The sequence below is a fragment of the Marinibaculum pumilum genome, assembly GCF_042646425.1.
In the GTDB taxonomy this organism is placed as follows: Bacteria; Pseudomonadota; Alphaproteobacteria; order Ferrovibrionales; family Ferrovibrionaceae; genus Marinibaculum; species Marinibaculum pumilum.
In genome coordinates, this window is sequence record NZ_JBHRTR010000019.1 from 41,420 (window position 1) to 59,098 (window position 17,679).

Here is a 17,679-nt window from a genome sequence, read left to right on the forward strand (position 1 = left end):
CGTCATGTCTAGCACAGTCGGTCGTGATGCGACCAATGCGAAGCCGTCCGATCCCGTGATCACGCGATGGCGCCGCCACGCTACCCCTGGGGCGCCCTGTCCAGGATCCCCCGGACCGCAGCGGCCAGCGCCTCCCGGTCATAGGGTTTCGCCAGGACCGGACTGCCGACCGGCACCCCGGCCGCTTCCAGCTGCGTCCGATCGGCAAGACCGGAGGTGAACAGCACCCGCAGCCCGCGATGTCCCCGGCGGGCCGAGCGGGCAAGCTCGGGGCCGCCGATGCCGTCGGGCATCATGATGTCGGTGAACAGCAGCGCGATATCCGGCTCGACCGCCAGCATGTCGAGCGCCTCCTGGCCGGAGGCGGCGCGGCGCACCTGATAGCCCAGCGCCTCCAGCTGCGCCGCGGCGACCTCGCGGACCGAGGCGCTGTCCTCCACCACCAGGACCTTCTCGCCCCGGCCGGAGGCCGGCGTCCCGGCGACGGCATTGCGGCGCGCGGTCGCCGCGCCCTGGCGGTCGATGGGCAGGAAGAAGGTGATGCGGGTGCCGGCATCGGGCGCACTGTCCGCCCGGATCTGCCCGCCCGACTGCTTCACGAAGCCGTAGACCATCGACAGGCCGAGGCCGCTGCCCTTGCCGGCCGGCTTCGTGCTGACGAAAGGCTCGAACAATGTCTCGCGGATCTCCGGCGCGATGCCGGATCCGGTATCCGCAACGGTGATGCGGATGAAGCTGTCCATCGGCTGGTCGAGGCCGGCAAGTCCGGCGCGATCCTCCGGTACCGCCACCGAGGTGGCGATCGTCAGCCGGCCGCCTTCGGGCATCGCGTCGCGCGCGTTCAGCGCCAGGTTCAGAAGCGCCGATTCAAGCTGGCCCGGATCGACCCGGACCGGCGGCAGGCCGGCGGCCAGGTCGAACACCAGCCCGATCCTGTTGCCCAGGGTGCTGCGCAGCAGATCGCCGAGGCCGTTCAGCAGATCGTTGGCGTCGATGGTCGAGGGGGCGAGGGGCTGCTGGCGGGCGAAGGCGAGCAGCCGGTTGGTCAGGTCGCGGCCCTGGCGCACCGCTTCCAGCGCGGACCCGGCCCGTTCCTGCGCGTCGGGATTGCCGTCCATCGACGATTGCAGCAGCTCCAGGTTTCCCAGCACCACCGCGAGGATGTTGTTGAAGTCATGCGCCAGGCCGCCGGTGATCTGGCCGACCATCTCCATCTTCCTGGCCTGCAGCAGCTGGCCTTCCATCCGCAGCCGGTCGGTGATGTCGATCAGCGCCACCATCGAGCGGACCATGCCGCCCTGCCCGTCGCGCTCCAGGAAGGCCGACAGCAGGACGTCGATCACGGCGCCGTCCTTCCGCAGGTACTGGAAATGCATGTTGCGGGCGCCGCCGGTCCGCTGGATCTCCGGGATCCCCACTTCCAGCGCCACCCGGCGGGATTCCGGCGTCATGAAGTCCACCGCCCGCTGGCCGATCACCTCCTCGCGGGTATAGCCCAGCAGAGTCAGCCAGCGGTTGGAGACGCTGATCAGCATGCCGTCCGGATCGACGGAGTGCAGCGCCACCGGCGTGTTCTGGTAGAGGGAGCGGAAGCGGGCCTCGCTGTCGCGCAGCCGCGCCTCGGCACGGCGCGCCTCCGTCACGTCGGCAAAGGTCACCGCCGCGCCGAGGTTGCGGCCCTCGCCGTCGCACATCTGCCGGCCGTTGGCGATCACGGTCCGCGGGCTGCCGTCCATGCGGTCGAGGATCAGCTCCAGATCCTGGATCCGCTCGCCGGCGAGCGCCCGCAGGATCGGATGCTCCGTCCGCGCCAGCGGCCGGCCCGATGCCGGCTCGCGCAACCGCAGCCAGGTCCCGCTTTCCGGCCCCGGTAGGGCATCGTCGGCGGACAGGCCCGCCATCTCGATCAGGGCGCGGTTGCGGAAGATCACCCGGCCTTCGGCATTGCAGGCGGCGATGCCGTCGCTGACATTCTCGGCGATCGCCTTCATGAAGGTGCGGTTGCGCTCCAGCGCCTCGGCGGTGCGCTTCCGGTCGGTGATGATCTCCGCGAAGACGATCAGGCCGCCGATGCCGCCGCCGGCTTCCCGCCAGGGATGCAGCGCCCAGCGCAGCCATTGCGTCGGCAGGCCGTCGCGCGGATAGCTGTCCTCGTCGCATTCCAGCACCTCGCCGGCCAGGCAGCGCTGGTGCAGCGCGCGCCAGTGCGCCGGCTGGTCGGGGAACAGGTCGTAGAAGTTGCCGCCGGTCACATCCTCCTGCTGCAGGTTCAGATCCTCCATCCAGCGGCGGCTGGTGGAGATGAAGTTCATCTCCCGGTCCAGCATGGCGATGGCGGCCGGCGCATGCTCCACGAACAGGCGCATGCGCTCCTCCGTCTCGGCAAGGCGATGTTCCGTCGTTTCCCGGCTGCGGCGCTCGGTATCGGCGGTGCGGGCCACGATGCGCAGCTGCATCTGTTCCACGACCAGGGCGGCATAGTCCTGCAGGAGGGTCGTCTGTTCGTCGGTAATATCGTGGCGCGGCCTCATGTCGATGGCGCAGACCGTGCCCAGCCGCTGGCCGTCGGGCGCGACCAGGGGCGCGCCGGCATAGAAGCGGGCGCCGCTGGCCCGCACGAACGGATTGGCCGCGAAGCGCTGGTCCTGCAGGGCGTCCGGGACGACCAGGACATCGGCCTGCCGGATGGTATAGGCACAGACCGCATGGTTGCGGTCGATCTGCTTCAGGTCGGTGCCGGCGCAGGCCTTGAACCATTGCCGGTACTCGTCGATCAGGGAGATCAGGGCGATCGGCGTGCCGAAGGCCCGCTGCACCAGGGCCGCAACCCGGTCGAAGCATGGCTCCGGCGGCGTGTCCAGGACCTGCATCGTATGCAGGCTGCGCAGCCGCTGCGCCTCGTCGGGCGGCAGCGGGGCGGGGATGAAGCGCGGGAGGGCGTCGCGGTCCGTCATTGTCGCGTCACCTCACACGGCCGCGGCTCTAGCCGATGACGAGGTATTGCAGGCAACGCAGCAGCAGCAGCGCGGCGGCGCCCAGGATCACCAGCCAGGTCAGGGTGATGCCGGCGAAGGCACCGGTGGAGGCGGGCCCGCGCCGGCTGACATCGACGGCATGGATCAGGCGCGCCGCCAACAGCCCGAGGCCGAGGACATGGACGACATAGGGGCTGACCGCCATCAGGTCGCACAGGGCCAGGACGATCAGGGCCAGCGGCACGCTGCCGGCGAAGTCGGTGGCGGCCGCATCGGCGCGCTCCAGCGCCGCCTGGGTCGCGGCGGTACGGCGTGCACGATGGGCGACCCTGGCGCGCACCAGCCGGACCGACAGCACCAGATAGAGAAGCGCGAGCAGGCCGGCATAGACCGCCGCGTCCACGACGGCGGAGACCGCCATTGCCCGCCGGTCCTCCGGCCTGTCCCGTGCCCGGCCGGGCCTACTCGGCGGCCTCCGCCTTCTCCCCGCGGATCAGGTGCAGGATCTTCTCCGCCGCCTTCGGGATGTTGGTACCGGGGCCGAAGATCGCCGCCACGCCGGCTTGGCGCAGCATCTCGTAGTCCCGCGACGGGATCACGCCGCCGGCGACCACGATGACATCCTCCGCGCCCTCCGCCTTCAGGGCGGCGATCATCGCCGGGATCAGGGTCTTGTGCCCGGCCGCCTGGGAAGAGACGCCGATCACGTGGACGTCGTTCTCCACCGCCTGGCGGGCGGCCTCTTCCGGGGTCTGGAACAGCGGCCCGACATCGACGTCGAAGCCGATATCGGCAAAGGCGGTGGCGATCACCTTGGCGCCGCGGTCATGGCCGTCCTGGCCCATCTTGACCACCAGCATGCGCGGCCGGCGGCCCTCCTCGGCGGCGAACCCCTCTACCGCGCGCTGGATGCGCTGATAGTCGTCATCGCCCTCATAGGCCTGGCCGTAGACGCCGGAGATCGAGCGGATCGTGGCCTGGTAGCGGCCGAACACCTGCTCCATGGCGTCGGAGATCTCGCCCACCGTGGCGCGGGCGCGGGCGGCATCGACGCAGAGCTCCAGCAGGTTGGCATCGCCCTGCGCGCCTTCGGTCAGCTTTGCCAGCGCCGCCTTGCAGGCGGCCTCGTCGCGGCTCTCGCGGACCTGCTTCAGGCGGGCGATCTGCTGTTCGCGGACCCGGGTATTGTCGACCTCCAGGATCTCCGGCGAATTGTCCTCCGGCGTGGCGTACCTGTTGATGCCGACGACGACATCCTCGCCGCGGTCCACCCGGGCCTGGCGGCGGGCGGCCGCCTCCTCGATGCGCAGCTTCGGCATGCCGGATTCCACGGCCTTGGTCATGCCGCCCAGGCCCTCGACCTCCTCCATCAGGGCCCAGGCCGCCTCCGCCAGGGAATGGGTCAGCGCCTCGACATAATAGCTGCCGCCCAGCGGGTCGATCACCTTCGTCACCCCGGTCTCCTCCGCCAGGATCAGCTGGGTGTTGCGGGCGATGCGGGCGGAGAACTCGCTGGGCAGGGCGATCGCCTCGTCCAGGGCATTTGTGTGCAGGCTCTGCGTGCCGCCCAGGACCGCGGCCATCGCCTCGAAGGCGGTGCGGACGACGTTGTTGTAGGGGTCCTGCTCGGTCAGGGAGACGCCGGAGGTCTGGCAATGGGTGCGCAGCATCTTCGAGCCGGGCTTCTTCGCGCCGGTCTCGGTCATCACGCGATGCCAGAGCAGGCGCGCGGCGCGCAGCTTCGCCACCTCCATGAAGAAGTTCATGCCGATCGCGAAGAAGAAGGACAGCCGGCCGGCGAAGGCGTCGACGTCCAGCCCGGCATCCATCGCCGCGCGGACATATTCGCGGCCGTCCGCCAGGGTGAAGGCCAGTTCCTGCACCGCCGTCGCCCCGGCCTCCTGCATGTGGTAGCCGGAGATCGAGATCGAGTTGAAGCGCGGCATGTGGCTGGCGGTATAGCCGATGATGTCGGCGACGATCCGCATCGAGGGTCCGGGCGGGTAGATATAGGTGTTCCGGACCATGAACTCCTTGAGGATGTCGTTCTGGATCGTGCCGGACAGCTTCTCCGGCGACACCCCCTGCTCCTCCGCGGCGACGATATAACTCGCCAGGGTCGGCAGCACGGCGCCGTTCATGGTCATGGAGACCGACATCTTGTCCAGCGGGATGCCGTCGAACAGGATCTTCATGTCCTCGACGGAATCGATCGCCACGCCGGCCATGCCGACATCGCCGGAAACCCGCGGATGGTCGCTGTCATAGCCGCGGTGGGTGGCCAGGTCGAAGGCCACCGACAGGCCCATCTGGCCCGCCGCCAGGTTGCGGCGGTAGAAGGCGTTGCTCTCCTCCGCGGTGGAGAAGCCGGCATATTGGCGGATCGTCCAGGGGCGGTTGGCGTACATCGTGCCGCGCACCCCGCGCATGAAGGGCGCGAAACCGGGCAGGCTGTCGGATGCCTCCAGCCCCTCCAGGTCGGCGGCGGTATAGAGCGGCTTTATCGCGATGCCTTCCGGCGTGTTCCAGGTCAGCGCCTCCAGCGGCTTGCCCTTCAGCTCCTGCCGGGCCAGCTCCGCCCATTCGTCCAGGGTAGGTCTTCCATTATCCGCCGCCATGGCGATCCATCCGCACTCACCGATTCCAGGGATCTCGGAGTATGTGGCGGGGGTCTGGGCAGGTCAAACCGCGTGCGGGCCGCGATTCCGCGGGCTTCGCCTGCAGCCCTTGCAACCTGCCGCGGTTCACCAAGATCATCGTGACAGCCCCGCTGCCGCCTTATGGCGCGAGGCCCTGGTCCATTCCCCTGGGGGACGCGGTCTTGTGGAATCCCGGTTATCCGTCCGACAGCGCCAATGCGATGCCGCCGGACGCGGCGTCTGAACAGGCATCGCCGCAGGTCGCGGACCGGGTCGTCGGCGGCCGGGTGACCGCGGTACTGGGGCCGACCAATACCGGCAAGACGCACTACGCGATCAGCCGGATGCTGGGCCATGCCAGCGGCATGATCGGCCTGCCGCTGCGGCTGCTGGCGCGGGAGGTCTATGACCGGGTGGTGGCGGAGAAGGGGCCCGCCTCGGTGGCCCTGATCACCGGCGAGGAGAAGATCCGCCCGGCCAATCCGCGCTGGTATGTCTGCACGGTGGAGGCGATGCCGCGCGACCTGTCGACCGACTTCCTGGCGGTCGACGAGATCCAGCTCTGCGCCGATCCGGAGCGCGGCCATGTCTTCACCGACCGCCTGCTGCGCGCCCGGGGCCGCGAGGAGACCCTGTTTCTGGGCGCCGATTCCGCACGCGGGCTGATCCGCGCGCTTGTGCCGGGCGCGCAGTTCATGAGCCGGCGGCGGCTGTCGACCCTGTCCTATGCCGGGCAGAAGAAGCTGTCGCGCCTGCCGCCGCGCAGCGCGATCGTCGCCTTTTCCGCCGCCGACGTCTATGCGCTGGCGGAACTGGTGCGCCGGCAGCGCGGCGGGGCTGCAGTGGTGCTGGGGGCGCTCAGCCCGCGCACCCGCAATGCCCAGGTCGCGCTCTACCAGAACCGCGATGTCGACTACCTGGTGGCCACCGACGCGATCGGCATGGGCCTGAACATGGATATCGACCATGTCGCCTTCGCCGGCATGCGCAAGTTCGACGGCGAACAGATGCGGTTCCTGCAGCCGGCGGAGGTGGCACAGGTCGCCGGCCGCGCCGGCCGCCACATGCGCGACGGCAGCTTCGGCACCACCGCCGACATGGGCCCGCTGGAGCCGGAGCTGATCGAGCGGGTGGAATTGCACAATTTCGACATGCTGCGCCGGGCGCGCTGGCGCAATCCGGGGCTCGACTTCCGCAGCCTGGCCGCCCTGCGGGAGAGCCTCGACCGGCCGCCGCCGCACGACCGCCTGCAGCGCGGGCGGGAAAGCGACGACGACCGCACCCTGCGCACCCTGTCGCAGGATGCGGCGGTGGCGGACCTGACCCACTCGCCCGCCCGGGTGCGGCTCCTGTGGGAGGTCTGCGGCGTTCCGGATTTCCGCAAGACCATGCCGGAGGCCCATGCCCGGCTGCTGAAGCGGCTCTACCTGCACCTGGCCGGGCAGGAAGAGGTGCTGCCGGTCGACTGGGTGGCACGCAGCATCGACCGGCTGGACCGGACCGACGGAGATATCGACACCCTGGCGATGCGCATCGCCCATATCCGCACCTGGACCTATGTCTCCCACCGTCGCGAATGGCTGGCCGACGCCGCGCATTGGCAGGAGCGCGCGCGGGCGATCGAGGACCGCCTGTCTGACGCCCTGCACGAGCGGCTGACCCAGCGCTTCGTCGACCGCCGCACCTCCGTACTGATGCGCCGCCTGCGCGAGGGCGCGGACCTGGAGGCGGTGGTGCGCAACAATGGCGAGGTGACGGTGGAGGGCGAGTTCGTCGGCCGCATCGCCGGACTGCAGTTCCAGGCCGATTCCGGGCAGACGGAGCGGCCGCCGGCGGGCAGCGAGGCGCGGACCGTGCAGTCGGCGGCGCGGCGGGTGCTGCACGGCGCGCTGAAGCGCCGCGCCGCGATTCTGGAAAAGGCGGCGGATGCGGCGCTGAGCCTCGACACCGCGACCGGTCGCATCCTGTGGGAGGAGGACGGCCATGCCGCGCCGGCCGGCCAGCTGGTGGCCGGCAGCACGATGCTGCGGCCCGGCATCCGCCTGCTGGCCCACGAGGCACTCGACGGGCCGGCGCGCGAGCGTGCGGCCGCCCGCCTCGCCGCCTGGCTGGATGGGCATGTGGCGCAGGTCCTGGCGCCGCTCCTGCGGCTGCCGGACGGCCTGCCAGCGGGGCTTTCCGGGCCGGCCCGGGGGCTCGCCTTCAGGTTGTCGGAACGGCTGGGCACGGTGCCCCGCAGCGAGATGCAGGACCTGTCCCGCGACATCGGCCGCGACGACCGCCGCCTGCTGCGGCGGCAGGGGATCCGGATCGGCGAATCGGGGGCCTTCATGCCGCAGCTCCTGAAGCCGGCGCCGACGCAGCTGAAATGCTGCCTGTTCGCGGTCCATGCCGGCCTCTCGCCGCTGCCGCCGGCGCCGCGCGCCGGCCTGACATCGCTCAGCGTGCGGGACCATCTGGCGGCATCCGGGACCGCACCGCCGGCGGAAGGCTGGTGGCTGGCCGCCGGCTTCATGGTGTTCGGCGACCGTGCGGTGCGGTTCGACATGCTGGACCGGGTCGCCGATGCTACCCGCGCACTGGCGCGCGAGGGGCCGGTGCCGGCGGATCCGGGCCTGATGTCGCTGATGGGATGCAGCCCGGATGACCTGGGCCATGTGCTCGCGGGCCTGGGCTACAAGCCGAGTCGGGGCGAGGACGGGCAGCTGCGCTACCAGCGACGGTACAAGCGCGGCAAGACGGAGGCGCCGCGCCGTCGCAAGGCGGACGAGACGCGGCGGCAGGCAGTGCATGCCGCCTCCCCCTTCGCGCCGCTGCAGCAGCTCGTGCTGGCCGGCCGGCCGGCGCCGGGCGCGAAGCGCGATGCCGGGTCCGGACGCGGGGCGGAGGGCAAGCCCGCCAGCAGGGGCCGCCGGCGCGGCCGGTCGCGCCAGGCGAAGCAGCCGTGAGCGCCCATGCCGAGGCGGTGCCCGGCGCCATGCCGGGGCCGGCGGCCGAGGGGCGCGACGGGCTGCGCCTGGACAAGTTCCTGGTCTTCGCCCGTTTCGTCCGGACCCGCGGCAAGGCACAGGCCCTGATCGAGGGGCGCCGGGTGCGGATCAACAGCCAGGTGGTGGAGAAGACCCACGCGCTGGTCCGCCCGGGCGACGTGCTGACCTTTCCCCAGGGGCGGCAGATCCGCGTGGTGCGCATCCTGCAGCTGCCGCTGCGCCGGGGCTCGGCGCCGGATGCGGCGCTGGCCTACGAGGATGTGCCGGCGGCCGGGCAGCCCGTCGTCGCCGGAGGGGCGCGGCTGGAGGATTGACTTGCCGGTTCCGCCTGCTATGTGGGGCTATCGCGCCGCGACCGCCGCCGTCCTGCCGGCAGCGCGGCGCGGCTATCGCCGCGCGCCCGTCGGGGACCTGCCGAAGCCGGTCCCGTCCGGGCGCGTCAAACAGATGACCGGGGGATACCTGGCGTGCCGGCGGCGTGCCAGGCGGCGTTGCGCCGCGTCGCGCCGGCAGTTGGATGACGGAGAACAGGAAACATGACCTACGTCGTGACCGAGGCCTGCATCAAGTGCAAATACCAGGACTGCGTCGAGGTCTGCCCCGTGGATTGCTTCTACGAGGGCGAGAATATGCTGGTCATCCATCCCGACGAATGCATCGATTGCGGCGTCTGCGAGCCGGAATGCCCGGCTGAGGCGATCCTGCCCGATACCGAGGGCGAGGCCGAGAAGTGGCTCGACCTGAACCGCGACTATTCCGCGAAATGGCCGAACATCACCCGCAAGGGCGAGGAGCCGGCCGATGCGGAGGAGTACAAGGGGGTCGAAGGCAAATACGAGAAGTTCTTCAGCGAGCAGCCGGGCGAAGGCAGCTGAGCCGGCTGCAGGGCCGGCACCGCCTCTCCGTCATCAGCGCCGGGGCCCTCGCGGCCCCGGTGTCACATTGCCCCCGGTGTCACATTGCCGGTGCGCGCAGCGCGGATTTCCGTGCCGCATGAATGACGTGCGTCGCGTTGGCCGGGGCGTCCGCGCGCCCAGACGAGCGCGAAACCCTGCGCTGCAACGAAGCCATACCACTGCATATTGAAATTCCGGTGACCTGCCCTATGTCCCGGAAATGTTTGATTTTTCCAGCCGAACTGTGATAATTTGGCGGCTACCGGAAACGCCGTGAGGATTTGATCATCCTGCGCTGCGGAAATCCCTGACACGGGTTCGGTGCGCGGCGGCGCGTCTGTCGACGACGAATGCGGCCTATCGTGCGGTGTGCGAGTTCATCGTTTCGCCGATAGGGCGTTGTTGTGCGCTGCGGGCCGGTCCCGCCTTGTGAAGGCGGGTCACTACCAGACCAGGAAGCGTTAGCACCATGCAGTCTTCTTCTGTTGCTCACGGGGCCGCTGCGGCGGCCGAAGTCAGCGAGGAAGGTGCCGGTCCCTCGACCGGCAAGCATCGCTCCAAGAATCGCCAGCCTGCCCGGCGTCCCGCGAAGGGTGCCACGCCGTCCGGTGTGCAGCGCCGCGCAAGCGCCGCTGCCGCCGGCAAGCTGGCCGCCAAAACCACCGGCAAGGCGCCGGCCGGCAAGGCGCCAGCAGGCAAGTCGGCCGCTGCGCCCGCCAAAGTCGCTCCAGCCAAGGCCAGTGCAGCCAAGGCCAGTGCAGCCAAGGCCGGTACGGCCAAGGCAACCGCCGCCAAGACCAGGTCCGGCAGTGGCAAGTCAGCCGCCGCGGCGCGGCCCGCCAAGGCCGCGACGGGCGGTTCAGTAGCCGGTAAATCGGCTGCGGGCAAGAGCCGATCGGCGGCAAAGATTACATCGGTTGCCAAGGGCGATTCCGGCAAGGCGCCGGCGCGGGCTCCGGCCGCGCGCAAGGCCGCGGCCGGAGCGCCGAAGTCGAAGCAGCCGGCCGGCCGGAAGGCGGCAGCTGCAGGCCGTGCCGCCCCGCAGCAGGTGAAGGCGACGACGAAGACGACGAAGACAACGAAGCCCGCAGCCGCAAAGCCCGCAGTCGGAAAGCCCGCATCGGGTAAGTCCGCCTCGGCGCCGGCGGCCGCAGGCAAGGCAGCGGCGAAAAAAGCCGCAAGGGCCCCCGTCGCGCAGGCTGCCGCCCGGTCCGTAAGCGACCGGATGGCGGCCGCGGGGCAGGGGCTTAAGGGTGGAAAGACTTCCGGTTCGGCCGCCGCGGCGGCCAAGAGCAAGACAGAGGGCGGCGTGCCGGCGTCGTCGCGCAAGGCTGCAGGGGCCAAGCCTGCCGCAACGCCGAAATCGGCCGCGGGCAAGGGCGAAGCCGGACGAAACAGAATGGCGGCTGCAAAGGCCGCGACCACAGGTAGCGTAGAAAAAATGGAAGATGTGAAAACGCGCAGCGCCGCAGCGCCTGCCGCGAAGTCGAAGACCAGCAGCAAGACCGCCCAGAAGGCGACGGAGGCGGCGGCTCCGGCCCAGGCTGCCGAGAAGACGGTTGCCGAGAAGACGGCTGCCCAGAAGACGGCGCCGAAAAAGAGCGAAGCCAGGAAGGCCGCCGCAAAGCCCAAGGCGAAGGTCGCCGTCGCGGCGGCGCCGGCCAACGACTCCCAGGCAGGCGCGAACCGCAAGGGCGCCGCGAAGGCGATGATCGTGCCCGCGCGGGCCACGGCACGCCGGACCGAGGATCTCGCCAAGGCCGCCAATGCCCGTTCGGAAGCCGAGGCGCGCAAGGCGGCGCGGCCGGCCAACGATACCGACGACAGCACGGATTTCGCACCGGACGACTATATCGTCTATCCGACCCATGGCGTCGGCCGCATCCTGGCGATCGAGGTGCAGGAGATTTCCGGCCACCACCTGCGGCTGATGGTCATCGAGTTCGAGAAGGACAAGATGACCCTGCGCGTGCCGCTGACCAAGGTGGACAGCGTCGGCATCCGCAAGCTGTCCTCGCCGCAGAAGATGAAGACGGCGATGGAGACGCTGAAGGGCCGGGCGCGGGTGAAGCGCACCATGTGGAGCCGCCGCGCGCAGGAATACGAAGCGAAGATCAATTCCGGCGATCCGGTGTCGATTGCCGAGGTCGTGCGCGACCTGCACCGCAATGCCGGGCAGCCCGACCAGTCCTATTCCGAGCGCCAGATCTACGAGGCGGCGCTGGACCGCCTGGCCCGCGAACTCGCCGCCATCGAGCGGATCGACGAGGAGCAGGCGACCCGGCGGCTCGAGGAAGTGCTGGCGGCCTGACCTTTCCGGCATCATGACCCTGCCGGTTCGCGGACCGAATTTGCGCGGGCCGGCCGGGTCATGCGCCTGGCCACCGGGCGCCAGCCGGCAACCGGCGGGCCCGGCGCCGCCGTTCGTGTCCGCCTTTCGATCCCCTTGTCAGCGCGGTGCCGGCACTGCTACAGGCCCGTCCTGCAGCGGTCCGCGGGCTACCGTGTCGCTGCATGGTTCCACGGCATGAGCGGCGGTCGATGAGCGACGAGTCGGTCTTCGGGATTCTGCGTCACGGTCGGCGGGTCTGGGCCGTCGCCTCGATCCATGGCGAGGCCGGCCGCCTGTCCGCCCTGCATGGCGCCATGGCCGACCGGCTCGAAGCCGGCGACCGGCTGGTCTATCTGGGCAATTTCCTCGGGCATGGCCCCGACGTGCCCGGCGTGCTGGACGAACTGCTGACCTTCCGCCGCGAATTCCTCTGCCTGCCCGGGGCGGAGGCGGAGGACATCGTCTACCTGCGCGGCCAGCAGGAGGAGATGTGGCGCAAGCTGCTGCAGATCCAGTTCGCCTCCTCGCCCGGCGACGTGCTGTCCTGGATGCTGGCGCATGGCATCGGCGGCACCCTGGCAGGTTACCGCCTGTCCGCCAACACGGCCCGCAGCGCCTTCCAGGAAGGGGTGGTCGCCACCAGCCGCTGGACCCGCGACGCGCGGGAGGCGCTGCGTGCGCATGCAGGCCATGACGAGCTTCTGAACGGCATCCGCCGCGCCGCCTATACCGCGGACCGCCGCATGCTGTTCGTCAGCGCCGGCGTGGATCCCAGCCGGCCCCTGACCGAGCAGGGCGACACCTTCTGGTGGGGATCCGGCTATTTCGACCGGATGGACCAGCCGTTCGACGATTTCGGCCTCGTGGTCCGCGGCTTCCGGCGCAGCCCGGAGGGCCGCACGGCAGGCGGCGCGGAGGAGGCGCGCCCCGGCACCCCCTATGCCGTGACCCTCGACGAGGGCTGCGGCTTCGGCGGCCCGCTGGCCGCGGCCTGTTTCGCAGCCGATGGCAGCCGCCTGGAGCTGCTGCACGGCTGAGCGCCGGTCGTTCCTGCGCCGTCGCCTTTCCTTCGCCCTCGTCCATCCTTCCCGCCCGCTGATCCAGGACGGCCTCTCGCGCGTATCCGTTTCAGGCGGTGCGGCCTTGCGCCGCCGGGCAGGCAAGCGGGAGGACCGACCATGTCCGCGACAGCGAACGACCTTTCCCTCAATGCCGACAGGCGGTTCATCCGCAAGGCGATGCATGCCCCGCTCCTGAGCGCGGAGCGGGAACAGGCCCTCGCCCTGGCCTGGCGCCGCGATGGCGACGAGGCCGCGCTGCACGAACTGATCACCGCCTATACCCGGCTGGTGATCGCGGTGGCGGGCCGCTACCGCCACTACGGGCTGGCGCTCTCCGACCTGGTGCAGGAGGGGGTCGTCGGGCTGATGCAGGCGGCTGAGCGCTTTGACCCGGAGCGCGAGGTCCGCTTCTCCACCTATGCCGGCTGGTGGGTCCGGGCGGCGATCCAGGACTTCATCCTGCGCAACTGGTCGATCGTGCGCACCGGCACGACGGCGGCGCAGAAGACCCTGTTCTTCAATCTTCGCCGCCTGCGCAGCCAGATCGGCGAGGTGCAGGACGGCCCGATGCCGCCCGACGGCCGGCGGCGGGTGGCCGAGCATCTGGGCATCCGCGAAGCCGATGTGGAACGCATGGATCTGCGGCTGTCGGGCGCCGACCAGTCGCTGAACCGGCCGATCGGCGAGGATGGCGAGAACGAATGGCAGGACGTGCTGGCCGACGACCGTGCCACGCCGGAGCAGACGGTGCTGGAGATGCGGGACGCGGTCACCCGCGCGCGCTGGCTCGAGGCGGCGCTGGAGGGCCTGACCCCGCGGGAGCGGATGATCATCGCCGAACGCCGCCTGGCGGAAGAAGGTGTGACCCTGGAAAGCCTGGGCCAGGTGCTGGGCATCAGCAAGGAGCGGGTGCGTCAGATCGAACAGAACGCGATGAGCAAGCTACGCGCCGAGATCGGCCGACGGGCCGGACTGGCGCCGGACGAGCGCCTGGAGTTCTGAGCGCCCGCCCGGCGGCCTAACTACAGCACCGTCTTCACACGTTCCCCGGGCGCGATCTCCTCGCCCGCGCGCAGCCCGTTCAGGACCCGGAAGCGGTCGGTTTTCGGCGCGTCCAGCGCCGATTGCGCAGCCAGGCTGGCGGAGGTATCGCCGGCCTGGACCGGCACCACCCGCAGGCGCAGAGGCTCGATGCGCCTGGCTTCCGCGGCGGAGAGGATGCGGAAGCTGCGTGCGATCCGCTCGAACGCCGGATCCACGGCGCCCGCCTGGTTGTAGGGCGCGCTGAACTGGAAGCGGTAGAAGGCGCCGTTGGCGCGGATCGCCACCAGCCGGACCGTCTGCGCGCCGGACCGGCTGCGCAGATCCACCAGGCCGGTCGCACCCGGCTGGCCGTTGACCTCCACCCGCTCCAGTCCTTTCACCTGCTGCTGCGGCGCCCAGACGTCGCGGATATAGATCAGCGGGTCGCCGCCGGCGGGGGTCGGATTGCTGCGGGGATCGGAGTCGAAAACGCCCTGCGCATTGCCGGGGCCCTTGATCAGAACCGCTTCCGGCGTATTGGTCAGGCCATAACCGTCCGGCACGTCGAAGGCGATGCGCAGTTCCGGATGCTCGAAGCGGTTGCCGCGCACATAGCCCTGCTTCGGGCCGTCGCCATAGATCATGCCGTCGATCCTGTTCAGGTAGGCGGTCCGCCCGAAGCCCAGCCGGCCCTGCCAGGCGGCATCGGTATTGCCGCCGGCCTGGGCCACCGCAGCTTCCACCCGCTCCGCGTTCTGCGGATGGGTGGCCATGAGCGCGAAGCCGCCGCCGCCCTTGCCCAGCTTCTTCTGCAGGTCCTCCATCTGGCCCATCGTGCCCAGGAAGGCGCCGACGGCGATCGGCGGATAGCCGGCGCGGCGCATATAGTCGAGGCCCAGGCTGTCGGCCTCGCGCTCCTGGTCGCGGGAATAGCCGGACAGCCAGAGCCCGGCGCCGGTCTGCGCCAGGCCGCCGGCGATCGGACTGTCGAAGACCGAGCCCAGGATCGCGGTGCCGAGTTCGGCAATCATGCCCCGGCTCATCCGCTCGGTGCCGTGGCGGGCGATGACATGGCCCATCTCGTGCGCGATGACGCCGGCCAGTTCCGCCTCGTTGTTGGCGAGCGCCATCAGCCCGCGGGTCACGTAGACATAGCCGCCGGGCAGGGCGAAGGCGTTGATGATCGGCGAATCCAGGACGGTGAAGGTGTAGCTGTCCGCGCCGGTGCCGGACGCGGCGGCCAGGCGGCTGCCGATCTCCGCCACATAGGCGCCCAGCCCCCGATCGTCGTAGACGCCGCCATACTGGGCGACGATCTGGTCGTGCTGCTGCGCGCCGATCTGCGCCTCCTGCTCCGGCGAGATCAGGTTCGGCAGCCAGCCGTCATCCTCCTCGCCCAGGGCCTGGGCCGGCGGCGCCAGAGCGGCCGGCAGGGCGGTCCCGCCAAGCAGCGACAGCGCCAGGACCGCCACGGCCAGCGGCCGGCGACGCCCGCGCGCCGCGGCCCCCCTCGGACCGGACGGCCTGCCGTCTCCCGGTCCGGTGCCGCCTGTCGTTCCGTTCACGGACTCCACCGCTCCTGCGCCGCTCATCGCTCCGCCTCTCCTTCGCAACTCTCCAGCGGTTCCACCTGGGCGGGCATGCTCGCCGCTACCAGGGGACCGTTCCAGAACTCGATCCAGCCCCGCACCAGGACGGGACAGCCTTCCAGGCGCCGCCCGGCTGCGACCTCATCGCGGAACCGGCGCGCCACGGGGCCCTTGAACAACACCGTGACGTCGCTGTCGTACTCAGGCCCGAAATTGACAAAAAATTTATCGCCGACCCGTGCCGCGCTGTGCACCCGCCCGACCGCCACCTGGTAGGTGCCGACCCAGTCCCACAGCTCCGCCAGCGCGCGGACCCGATAGGGGGTGGCGTTCCAGAGGCCCAGATGTCGCATGCGGGCCTGCGCCTCCGCGGCGCGCAGGGTTTCCGCCTCCGGCGCGGCCAATCCCGCCAGGTCGAGCCGTGCCAGGCCGCGCGACAGCAGTGCTTCCTGCACCGGTGTGCCGTCGGCGGCCAGCACCATCGCGGGCAGGGCACCGTAGCGGTCAGGCGCGGCGGCCAGCGCGCGGAAACGGACCGGCGCACCGCCCAGCATGTCGCGCAGGGCGGTTGCCGCACGCTCCCGCCAGGCCTCGACCTCGATCGCGGCACCGTCGCCGGAGGCCGGAAGGTCGGTCATCACGTCGGGCAGCCGCAGGAAGGCGAGCCGCAGCGCGGTTCCGTCGGCCAGCCGCAGCACCGCACCGGGTTCCAGCGCGGCCAGCGGTGCGGCCTGCTGCAGGGCGGCATCCTCCGCCGGGGCCGTGGCGCTGTCGTTGGCTGCGGCGGGCAGGGCGGTGCCACAGGCGGCGAGGGCACCCAGGACGGCCGCCCGAAGAAGAGCGCAGATCCGAAATCGGGGACGGGTGGCTCTGGCGGCGGCTGGCAACATCTGGCTTAGTATCCGCAACGGACGGCCCGCGGCGTTTGCTGATGCCGCGCCAGCGATCAGGAGGTCAGGATGGAAAACGATCCGGTGTACAAGCGCATTTCGTCGTGGCGCGAGGAATTGCAAGCGATCCGCCGCGACATACACGCCCATCCGGAGACCGCCTTCGAGGAAAAGCGCACCTCCGAGCTGGTGGCGGCGAAGCTGGAGAGCTTCGGCATCGAGGTGCATCGCGGCCTGGGCCGCACCGGCGTGGTGGGCACCCTGCGCTCCGGCGGCGGCAACCGGGCGATCGGCCTGCGCGCCGACATGGACGCGCTGGACCTGCAGGAAAAGAACAAGTTCGACCACCGCTCCACCATCGACGGCAAGATGCATGCCTGCGGCCATGACGGGCATACCACCATGCTGCTGGGCGCGGCGAAGCATCTGGCGGAGAAGCCGGACTTCGACGGCATCGTCCACTTCATCTTCCAGCCGGCGGAGGAGAACGAGGGCGGCGCCCGGGTGATGATCGAGGACGGGCTGTTCGAGAAGTTCCCGGTGGAATCGGTGTTCGGCATGCACAACATGCCGGGCCATCCGGTCGGCCATTTCTGCGTCAAGCCCGGCCCGATGATGGCCGGCTTCGACATGCTGGAGATCCGGGTGACCGGCAATGGCGGCCATGCCGCGATCCCGCACCACACCGTCGACCCGATCGTGGTCGCCTCCCACATCGTCACCGCGCTGCAGGCGATCGTCTCGCGGAACGTGGACCCGATCAAATCGGCGGTGCTGAGCATCACCCAGATCCATGCCGGGGCGAACTACAACGTCATTCCCAACGAAGTGTTCATCGCCGGCTGCGCGCGCTATTTCGACCCGGCGGTGCAGGACATGATCGAGGCGAATATCCGCCGCACGGCCGAGAGCGTCGCCGCCGCCTTCGGCGCGACGGTGGAGGTGACCTACGAGCGGCGCTATCCCTCCACCATCAACAGCGAGGCGGAGGCCCAGCTCTGTGCCGACGTGCTGACCCGTGTCGCCGGGGCGGAGCGGGTGAACACCAACCCGGCGCCGCTGATGGGGTCGGAGGATTTCGCCTTCATGCTGCAGGCGAAGCCGGGCTGCTACATCTGGGCCGGCAACGGCGCGGGCGAAGGCAGCTGCATGGTTCACAACCCCGGCTACGACTTCAACGACGACGTCATCGCCTATGGCGCCACCTACTGGGTGCATCTGGCGCAGACCGCCCTGCCGTTGAGCGAGGCGAGCCGCGAGGCGGCCGAGTAGCCGGGGCCGCAA

The 17,679-nt window shown here is 70.4% G+C and carries 11 protein-coding genes and 1 pseudogene; 7 read left to right on the forward strand and 5 right to left on the reverse strand.

Going from position 1 to position 17,679, the window contains the following annotated elements:
- Positions 1–80 precede the first annotated feature (80 nt).
- The 3 genes from ACFOGJ_RS07060 to scpA are packed head-to-tail and all read right to left on the reverse strand — an operon-like array spanning position 81 to position 5,593.
- Positions 81–2,954 carry a PAS domain S-box protein gene (locus tag ACFOGJ_RS07060; protein WP_379899142.1) on the reverse strand — a complete coding sequence of 958 codons (2,874 nt, stop codon included), beginning with the start codon at positions 2,952–2,954 and terminating at the stop codon, positions 81–83.
- A gap of 28 nt (positions 2,955–2,982) precedes the next feature.
- The gene (locus ACFOGJ_RS07065) at positions 2,983–3,396 is read right to left on the reverse strand and encodes an MAPEG family protein (protein ID WP_379899143.1); all 414 of its coding nucleotides are present in this window, start codon (positions 3,394–3,396) and stop codon (positions 2,983–2,985) included.
- Positions 3,397–3,436: 40 nt separating this feature from the next.
- Positions 3,437–5,593 carry a methylmalonyl-CoA mutase gene (gene scpA, locus ACFOGJ_RS07070; protein ID WP_379899144.1) on the reverse strand — a complete coding sequence of 719 codons (2,157 nt, stop codon included), beginning with the start codon at positions 5,591–5,593 and terminating at the stop codon, positions 3,437–3,439.
- A 203-nt stretch (positions 5,594–5,796) separates the two neighbouring features.
- On the opposite strand from scpA, the gene ACFOGJ_RS07075 reads away from it, so the two are divergent.
- From ACFOGJ_RS07075 to ACFOGJ_RS07100, 6 genes and pseudogenes are all read left to right on the forward strand, one after another.
- Positions 5,797–8,562, forward strand: coding sequence for a helicase-related protein (locus ACFOGJ_RS07075; RefSeq protein ID WP_379899145.1), 2,766 nt, complete (start codon positions 5,797–5,799; stop codon positions 8,560–8,562).
- Positions 8,559–8,918, forward strand: a complete 360-nt coding sequence (locus tag ACFOGJ_RS07080; protein WP_379899146.1) for an RNA-binding S4 domain-containing protein — start codon at positions 8,559–8,561, stop codon at positions 8,916–8,918. Before ACFOGJ_RS07075 ends, ACFOGJ_RS07080 begins: the two co-directional genes overlap by 4 nt.
- A 222-nt stretch (positions 8,919–9,140) precedes the next feature.
- Positions 9,141–9,479 (forward strand): ferredoxin FdxA, encoded by a 339-nt coding sequence (fdxA, locus tag ACFOGJ_RS07085; RefSeq protein ID WP_379899147.1) that lies wholly within the window; start codon positions 9,141–9,143, stop codon positions 9,477–9,479.
- A gap of 1,855 nt (positions 9,480–11,334) precedes the next feature.
- Positions 11,335–11,811: pseudogene (locus tag ACFOGJ_RS07090) on the forward strand (CarD family transcriptional regulator); the annotation flags it as partial.
- 230 nt (positions 11,812–12,041) lie between these two features.
- Complete coding sequence (locus tag ACFOGJ_RS07095) at positions 12,042–12,869, forward strand: hypothetical protein (RefSeq protein WP_379899148.1); 828 nt, start codon at positions 12,042–12,044, stop codon at positions 12,867–12,869.
- Positions 12,870–13,010: 141 nt separating this feature from the next.
- Complete coding sequence (locus tag ACFOGJ_RS07100) at positions 13,011–13,895, forward strand: RNA polymerase factor sigma-32 (RefSeq protein ID WP_379899149.1); 885 nt, start codon at positions 13,011–13,013, stop codon at positions 13,893–13,895.
- Positions 13,896–13,915: 20 nt separating this feature from the next.
- Here the strand turns inward: ACFOGJ_RS07100 and ACFOGJ_RS07105 are convergent, their stop codons facing one another.
- Positions 13,916–15,508: a M48 family metalloprotease gene (locus ACFOGJ_RS07105; protein WP_379899150.1), complete on the reverse strand. Its 1,593-nt coding sequence runs from the start codon at positions 15,506–15,508 to the stop codon at positions 13,916–13,918.
- Entirely contained in the window at positions 15,505–16,395 is an 891-nt protein-coding gene (locus ACFOGJ_RS07110; protein ID WP_379899151.1) for a thermonuclease family protein, read from the reverse strand. Before ACFOGJ_RS07110 ends, ACFOGJ_RS07105 begins: the two co-directional genes overlap by 4 nt.
- A 69-nt stretch (positions 16,396–16,464) precedes the next feature.
- On the opposite strand from ACFOGJ_RS07110, the gene ACFOGJ_RS07115 reads away from it, so the two are divergent.
- Positions 16,465–17,667: a M20 aminoacylase family protein gene (locus ACFOGJ_RS07115; RefSeq protein ID WP_379899152.1), complete on the forward strand. Its 1,203-nt coding sequence runs from the start codon at positions 16,465–16,467 to the stop codon at positions 17,665–17,667.
- Positions 17,668–17,679: the final 12 nt, after the last annotated feature.